The 7695-nt window shown below is 34.3% G+C and carries 11 protein-coding genes; 4 read left to right on the top strand and 7 right to left on the bottom strand.

The window, feature by feature from the left end:
* The 3 genes from PVV59_RS08955 to PVV59_RS08965 form a co-directional block, all read right to left on the bottom strand.
* A partial coding sequence (locus PVV59_RS08955) for a toprim domain-containing protein (RefSeq protein ID WP_273755762.1) occupies positions 1-888 on the bottom strand: 888 nt, incomplete at its 3' end.
* Positions 889-1539: 651 nt separating this feature from the next.
* Positions 1540-1974: a hypothetical protein gene (locus PVV59_RS08960; RefSeq protein WP_273755763.1), complete on the bottom strand. Its 435-nt coding sequence runs from the start codon at positions 1972-1974 to the stop codon at positions 1540-1542.
* Between the two features lie 90 nt (positions 1975-2064).
* Complete coding sequence (locus PVV59_RS08965) at positions 2065-2370, bottom strand: hypothetical protein (RefSeq protein WP_273755764.1); 306 nt, start codon at positions 2368-2370, stop codon at positions 2065-2067.
* Between the two features lie 228 nt (positions 2371-2598).
* Here PVV59_RS08965 and PVV59_RS08970 point away from each other — a divergent pair, with 228 nt between their 5' ends.
* From PVV59_RS08970 to PVV59_RS08985, 4 genes are all read left to right on the top strand, one after another.
* Positions 2599-3252, top strand: coding sequence for a recombinase family protein (locus PVV59_RS08970; protein ID WP_273755765.1), 654 nt, complete (start codon positions 2599-2601; stop codon positions 3250-3252).
* Between the two features lie 198 nt (positions 3253-3450).
* Positions 3451-4143: a ParA family protein gene (locus PVV59_RS08975; RefSeq protein ID WP_273755766.1), complete on the top strand. Its 693-nt coding sequence runs from the start codon at positions 3451-3453 to the stop codon at positions 4141-4143.
* The gene (locus PVV59_RS08980) at positions 4140-4463 is read left to right on the top strand and encodes a hypothetical protein (protein WP_273755767.1); all 324 of its coding nucleotides are present in this window, start codon (positions 4140-4142) and stop codon (positions 4461-4463) included. The genes PVV59_RS08975 and PVV59_RS08980 overlap by 4 nt, the downstream gene beginning before the upstream one ends.
* Positions 4464-4547: 84 nt before the next feature.
* Complete coding sequence (locus PVV59_RS08985) at positions 4548-4895, top strand: hypothetical protein (RefSeq protein WP_273755768.1); 348 nt, start codon at positions 4548-4550, stop codon at positions 4893-4895.
* Between the two features lie 83 nt (positions 4896-4978).
* Here the strand turns inward: PVV59_RS08985 and PVV59_RS08990 are convergent, their stop codons facing one another.
* The 4 genes from PVV59_RS08990 to repC form a co-directional block, all read right to left on the bottom strand.
* Positions 4979-6025 carry a Fic family protein gene (locus PVV59_RS08990; protein ID WP_273755769.1) on the bottom strand — a complete coding sequence of 349 codons (1047 nt, stop codon included), beginning with the start codon at positions 6023-6025 and terminating at the stop codon, positions 4979-4981.
* Positions 6026-6280: 255 nt separating this feature from the next.
* Positions 6281-6679, bottom strand: a complete 399-nt coding sequence (locus tag PVV59_RS08995; protein WP_273755770.1) for a type II toxin-antitoxin system VapC family toxin — start codon at positions 6677-6679, stop codon at positions 6281-6283.
* Positions 6676-6927, bottom strand: coding sequence for an AbrB/MazE/SpoVT family DNA-binding domain-containing protein (locus PVV59_RS09000; protein WP_273755771.1), 252 nt, complete (start codon positions 6925-6927; stop codon positions 6676-6678). The genes PVV59_RS08995 and PVV59_RS09000 overlap by 4 nt, the downstream gene beginning before the upstream one ends.
* Positions 6928-7073: 146 nt before the next feature.
* Positions 7074-7695 (bottom strand): replication initiation protein RepC (repC, locus tag PVV59_RS09005; RefSeq protein WP_273755772.1); only part of this gene is annotated, 622 nt, incomplete at its 5' end.

A 7695-nucleotide genomic window follows, 5' to 3' on the forward strand; every position in this document is an offset into this window, starting at 1 on the left:
TAAAGCGTTAGGGGCTTGCATGATAAAGACCTCAAAGCCTTGGCTATAAGCACGCGCAGCTAAGGTAAAACCTGCTTTACGACCCGCATCATCGCCGTCCATAGCGATTGTCAGACGTCCTTTTGTAGGGGGTAAATTCACACGCATCATGCCACTGGTTGAAAGGGACGCCCATAAATTCACGGGCTCTGATAACAAACCAGACAGCAGAGACAGACCCGTTTCAATGCCTTCACAAATAACCAGATGTTTTGGATTGTCTTGGCTTAAATGCACCCCACCGCCCATAACAGACCCCAACATGGCTTTTGCTGGTCTCTGATCTGTTTTACAGCCATTGGCTTTTAAAAAGGTTCTATGAATGGCAAAGGAACCAGCCCCCTTAACAAGAGCAACCAACGCGGGCAGTGTCATTCCTAAGGGGTGTGGACAGTTGTCGTGAAAACGTAAATCAGCAGGTAATTCACACGTAATACTCCGATTGCGTAAATAGGTTTCTGCTAAAGTATCTTTGATTGGTTGGCTTTGTTGCCAAATTGCTTTTGCTCTCTCTGCTTTCTGTTTTACTCCTTTGAGATCAGCAGAAAACTGTTTTGAGAAAGAAAGCGTATGATCATAAGCTTTATCAACAAAGGCTTGTTTCCCCAGCAAGCCAATTCTTCTAAGCGCTTGTATGATCTCTCTAAAAGAACAGCCAGCATAACAAGTGAGTAAAAGACGCCCATCATGTCCATTGGCAAGGGATAAGCTAGGCAATTGATCATCATGGGCTGGACAAAGGGCACTTCCATAACGCCCATACCAAACCCCACGCAAGGCACGTGTAATGCTTTGAGCTGTTGTATGCAATGCATAAGCATTGCTTGTTGTAGCATTTGTAAAATGCATAAAATCCCTTCCTGCCACTTGCATTACAGGACAGATTTTGCTAATTCAGTATTTGTGGATACAGAAATACTTATGTCTGTCCTATAAGGCAAAGGTTTTTCTAGGCGGTGTTGTTGTTATATTGGTTTTTTGTCTTCACTTATTTTGTTATGAAGATATAAGCATACCAGCGCGATAAGAGAACAGTACTTTGGTTATTTGTACTGTCTTATCAGCAACAAGCCGCCAAATTATTCAAAACTTATGCCAAATAGCGTAATATTTTCGGTAGCAATGAAAATTGTTTAATTCTTAGTCATTGCCCCCCCTATTTTCTCTAAAAAATAGAATCAATATCTATTAACACCATTATTAATAGTAACTCTCAAAAAACTTTTCCAGTGTAAAAGACATTTTTTGGCTTATAAAAAACAACATTTTGTTGTTTTTGCTCATGGTGGTCGATATATTGACTATCCATAAAGAATTAAATAAAATTAAAAATATTTCGTTTATCTGCTTCTAAGTCAATTCCTCCAGAGGACATTACATATCCCACATTATCAAAATTCATTCTAAGTTGGACTTATTTCTTAAACCATAAATCAAACTCTATTGTTTTTTATAATATTATATATTTTACTTTTTAAAAGGGAATGACCTTCATTTATACTAGAGATCTATACCAACAGCTTTGGCTTGCATATTTTCATAGAGCTTTTGCATTATCTTGATATTATCCCTTCGTATATCAAGGATAGACTTCTCAATATCTGTTAAACGCCCTTTATCGAGATTTCCCAACCGTGTATAATGTGATGCCATTGCTCGTCGAGCTCCATCATAAGGCAATCCATTTTTACGAAGCTTTGGTAGATTATGTCCCCTATTAATTATGTCATATTGCTTAGGATCAGAAACAATCATTACATGATCTTTAATAACATCTATTTCCGCTAAAGCTGTTCTAAGACTCCCTGCCATAGACTTACTATTGGTATATCTAAACAAATCATTTTTTACAATTTTTTGTTCTGTACTAATAAGTAATGATAAGTTATTACTACGTCCAACATCACAAACATGATCATACAATTCATTCCACACACTACATAGCTTCTTAGACGCTAATGTTTGAGCTCGACTTTCTATATAGTTATTTTCACGGAAAAAATCTTTTCTATCTTATCATCTTCTTTAGAAATAATCGCCTCCTATCATAACACCTTTGTCTAACCAATCTGGACCATATTTCTCATCAGCTTTTTTTGTAGAAAATCCCATATCACGAATAAATTGTGCTCCACGTTCAGATCTAAGAAACAAAAGTGTATGTGCTGGAGGCTCAGTCATTGCCAACCATTCCCATGCTGCGTTGCCATCACCGGCATAATCTGCCGCTTCTGACTCGGCTGTATAAATACCATCTTGATCTAAACCGCCTGCTCGTAATTCCTCGCGTTCAGCATCAGTCATATAACTTTTGGGTAATTTCTTTTCCATAGAAAACTCCTTTCTGTAATCTGTCTTTTAATTTTAATCTAATGATTGAATCTAATCAATCAAATCCCCACGAATTTTTAAAAAGGTATTTGTTTTTATCTTTGATAAAGATGGATTATCTATTAAATAAAACGATCGTTTTTTCTGATATAAAAAGATATATTTAATTGACATTTTTTTTGAATAAAAATATATCAGTTTTAATCTAAAATGACCTTTTTACTGAACATGCCAAAATTTTACGCCTATTTACGTGTTTCTCGTGACGGACAAGATACAGAAAATCAAAAATTTGGATTGTTAGAATATGCTAACAAACATGGCTTTGCACCACTCCATATTGAAGAAGAAATTGCGAACAGAGGAAAGGATTGGCGCAAGCGTAAACTTGGAACATTAATTGAAAAAGCAAAACGAGGAGACGTGTTGTTAACACCCGAATTTTCTCGTATTGCTGGCTCTTCTCTTGCTGTCTTAGAAATTCTCAAAGCCGCGAGTGAACGTGGTTTGATTGTTCATGTGACAAAACAAAACCTCGTCATAGACGGGAGTCTACAAAGTGATATCATCGCAACTGTATTGGGTATGGTAGCGCAAATTGAAAGACATTTAATTCAAGAGCGCACAAAAGAAGCTTTAAATGTTGCACGTCAACGAGGAATAAAACTAGGACGTCCAAAGGGAAATATTGCTACACAATTAAAGCTGGACAATCACATTGATGAAATTCAAGCATTTATAAATGTTGGGTTGTCACAAAGCCGTATTGCCAAGACGTTAGGCGTTAGTGTGAATACCTTGCGCTTATTTATTGAACGCAGAAATATCAAGCCTACCAAAATTAAACCACTCATTACCATGCCAAAAGCATTGAAGAATTAAGGTAAACTAAGCTGATAAAATATCTGTTTGCATATCAGAATATATACCTAATTATACCCTATTGCCATTAACTGTACGTACATAATAAATATTTATTATGTACGTATAAAATACGTAATATTTTTTTTATAATTAATAAATATGTAATAAATATATGCTATTTATTCAGTGTTTATTCACTAAATAAGGAATATCTTAATGCCAGTCATTACTATGTGTTCCACAAAAGGTGGTGTTGGAAAATCAACAATGGCATTAGTGTTAGCTAATGTTTTTGCTAAAGCTGGATCTAAGGTAAAATTAATCGATGCGGACCCAAATCAACCTCTTGTGACATGGATGAAAAGATCTATGGATACAATGCCAAATAACATAGAAGTTTCTGGAAATATTACAGAACAGAATATTGTTTCTTGTATTGATGATGCTGTAGAACGGTTTCCATTTGTTATCGTTGATCTTGAAGGTTCTGCTAAGCTTGCTGCTTCTTTTGCTATAGGAAGAGCTGATTTAGTTTTAGTTCCTATGAGAAAAAAACAACTTGATGGAGACCAAATAGGAAAAATCATTGCTTTGATAACACAGCAGAGTCAATTTTTAAAAAGAGAAATACCTTTTCGTATTGTATTTTCAATGACGAATGCCTTAAACAGTCGAGAATCTCAGTATATAGAGAAAACATTAGAAAAAGCTAATATTCCTATTTTATCTGCTTCGTTAACTGAAAGAGGAGCTTATAGTGCTCTTTTTCAAATAGGGGGCTCTCTCTTTGATTTATCACCTTCTGATGTAAACAATCCACAAGCCGCACAAGAAAATGCAACGGTTTTTGCTAATGCTGTTGTAGAAATATTGGATAGTGAAAATTTATTAAAGGGTAAAGTAGCATGACAAAGAGAGCTGAAATTTCATTGCCGAATTTTGAAAATTTACAACCGTTCACAAAGGCACAAAAAGTAAACGAACAAGAATTAGATAAGATAAGTCAAAAAAATGGTTTTACGACGCGTCATAGCATAGAAAAAACACATATTAGAGGGAGTGGTCGTAGACGGCGTAGCTTAAAAACCGCACGATTAACACTTGCGCTTGAACCAACAGTAAGAGATAAATTTTGGTCTTTAGCCGATGATCTTAATGAAGATGGTGGTGATTTTCTTAATCGTCTTATTGAAAATTATATAAATAATAATTACACACAAAATAAATAATGATTATTTATTTTGTGTGTACAAAATACGTAGTAAATATTTAAACTTTTTTGTAATAAAATTATTATTTATCAAATGGTTAAAGTGTCGTATATCATTAAAAAACTTTTTTCTATACAGCAATTAGTAATGTTGAAGCATTTGTTACCGAAGTCATTGCAAAGCTTAAAAAAGCCCAAACAAGTTAAACAAAAAGAAACTTATAGAATGAGTACAGAAAGAAAAACATTAGATTTTTCAGAACTTGATGAGTTTAAACCACGACAAGCTAAAACTGCTTTAAATACTGTAGAATGCAAAGAAATAGATAGGGCTGTAACCTTTCCAAGTCGTGAGCAATCAGATGAATCACAAATAAATATCAAAGCTAGTATTGCTATAATTAAGCGTTTTAAATCGTATGGCAAAACCAGAGCGCTATCGCCATGGTGATTTTTTAGAGATATTAATGAATGCTTACAAAAAAGGCGATTAGCTATCGCAATGGGCGCTTTTTAAATTCCCAGAGCATAAAATTAAGGTAAGCTATACCAAGTTGATCGTCCTCCTCCATGACGCGTCAAAAAGCCTTTTTCAACCAATGATGCAAAAGTTGCTTTAAGTGTATTGGAACTTGCACCAAATTCACGCACCATATCACGGGTTGTAACACGCCCATGATCACGAACATAGTCAAGAATATGAAGAGCCAATTCAGATAAAGCCAAAAGAGCATTTTTTTCACTTTCTATTTTCATTTCTAATTGGCGTTTTTGTTTTTGTAGAGCACGTAAAAAAAACAGTATCCAAGGTTCCCAATTAGGTGTCTTCGTATAAATTGTCTTTTGCGTTTGATTCAAAGCTAGGTAGTAACTTTCTTTATTATTCTCAATGACGCTTTCAAGTGATGAATATGGTACATAAACATAGCCTTTTTGTAACAAAAGCAAAGTTGTTAAGATACGGCTTAAGCGTCCATTCCCATCTTGGAAAGGGTGAATAGCTAAGAAAGTGACATTAAAAATAGCAATCATAAGTAAAGGATGAAGATTATTTAATTCATTGGTTTTATTAAACCAATCAATAAGTTCTTGCATTCGGTATGGTGTATCAAATGGTGTTGCTGTTTCAAAAACAATACCAACCATTTTACCTTCAGAATTGAATGCTGCTACATCATTACGTAATATCTTATATTCTCCTCTATGACGTTCATCTTTGTCGCTCTCATATAAAAGATCACGGTGCAGCTGTTTAATATGATTTTCTGTAATAGGTATATCTTTCCAAGACTGAAAGATTATTTCCATAACTTTTGCATAACCAATAACTTCTTGTTCATCGCGGCTCTTAAAACTTTTAATTTCTAAGTTTAATAAAAGCTTTTCAATTTCACGGTCTGTTAATTTGTTTCCTTCAATACGCGTAGAAGATCCAATACTTTCAACAGTTGCAATATGGCGCAGAGCATTCAAACGTTCTGGAGCAAGAGTTCCAAAAGCGCGCCACGCACCTTTGAACTCATCAATCTCAGAAATAAGGGATAATAATTCTTGTGTGATTTTGAGTGTATCTATTTTCATACCGGATTATATACCCGATTATACCGGATTATCAATTATTTTTCTATAGATCTTATGGAAATAAGGACTTTTTACGTATCATGTTCAATATATAGAAAACTTATGTTATTCATAAATTAAGCATATGTTTTATGTGAGCGTTTCTTATGTTATATGTATATTTTATATTGATTATATAGAACACCAACGCGCTTTTTATATTCAGTATTATAAATTTGATATGCCAACGACATCATTGCAATCATAACTTATTCATTAAGAAAGGAGTTTTGTAGACTTTCTGTTTTGCTTTAATAGATCAATTGCTAACTTATCAAATGAAACAAAGGTTTCACCACCTAGCCAATTCCCCTCATAGGATATAATACCATCAGCAAAATCTCCACCAACCTCAAAGATAGCAAGCCCTGCTTCAACAGCTGGTCGATTCATGACTACATTACTGGTTACAAGCAAATCTCTTAACATTTCGGCGATATCTTCTTTTGATAATTTTGCCCCGCTACGAAGTATCCAAACAAGTTCACAAAGACAAGGTAAAGAAATAGCTATGAGTGAAGCTTCTCTTAAAATCTTGCTTGCCGCCTCCCCCTGCTTTTTATCGTCTTGTAACACAGCACGAACGAGAACATTTGTATCTACAGCAATCTTCATTTTTCCCCCGCCCAATGAGAAGCAGCAATTTCGTTCATTTCTTCAATAGTCAGTGTTTTTTTTAGTTTTCCAGCAAATCGTCCAATAAAGCTCTCAATAGTGCTTGTAGGTTGCGATGCCTTTATACGAAGTTGACCACTTGGTAACTTATCAACGTCAATCTTCTCACCAGCTTTAACCCCAAGATGCTGTAGTAAATCGCGCTTCAGCGTAATTTGTCCTTTTTCTGTAACAGTTAATGAAGGCATAGAAAAATCCTTTTAATTTACATATAGCTCTTTAGTATATATAAAAGTAATGTAAAAATCAATTACTATTCAAAAGAAAAATTGTACATTTGCTACCTAAATACATATCCAATTTATGTAATACCAACGCGTTTTCATTTTAAATTTTATGAAAATTGATTAAGGTATTTTGTCATATTTAAAGTTTTAAGAACTTCATTCAGTTCCGATTTTAACAAAGAAATTTTTTGATCATTTGGTTTTGTTGGCTCGTTTTTTATCGCTTTTTGCGTGCACAAATCTTTCAGTTTTTCCTCAGAAGCTTCCTTCAGCAGAGCATAGAAAGAACGTTCTAGATAAAATTCTCCTCGATTTTCTTTAGCAATCATGCCCCGCAGATACCCTCCAGATGATTTAACCAATTCCTTGCAAGATTTTTCAAAGATGATAGCAATAGCCAAAGCAGCTTTTTTAATTCCCATGATTTTTTTAGCTTCTTTAATAGCATGAGAAGAAATCCCCTTCATTTTAGCTAAAAACTCCATAGAACCAATTAAATCTCTTTCAGATTGCAGCCCATATTTCATAAACATAGCAACATTAGGCAATGCTTCAGTTAAAAATTCTGGTTTGATTTGAAGCAATTTATTATTTTTTGAAGGTAAGGCGTTTTCAGTTTTGCTTTTCTCTGTTTTTTCATAAGCTATTTTTTCATGACCGTAGGTCATGTCGTTAATTTGAGTGTGTTCAGAAAAATCTGAACACTCATTTTTGTTACAATTACAAATA

The organism is Bartonella sp. MM73XJBT.G (assembly GCF_028618435.1).
GTDB lineage: Bacteria > Pseudomonadota > Alphaproteobacteria > Rhizobiales > Rhizobiaceae > Bartonella.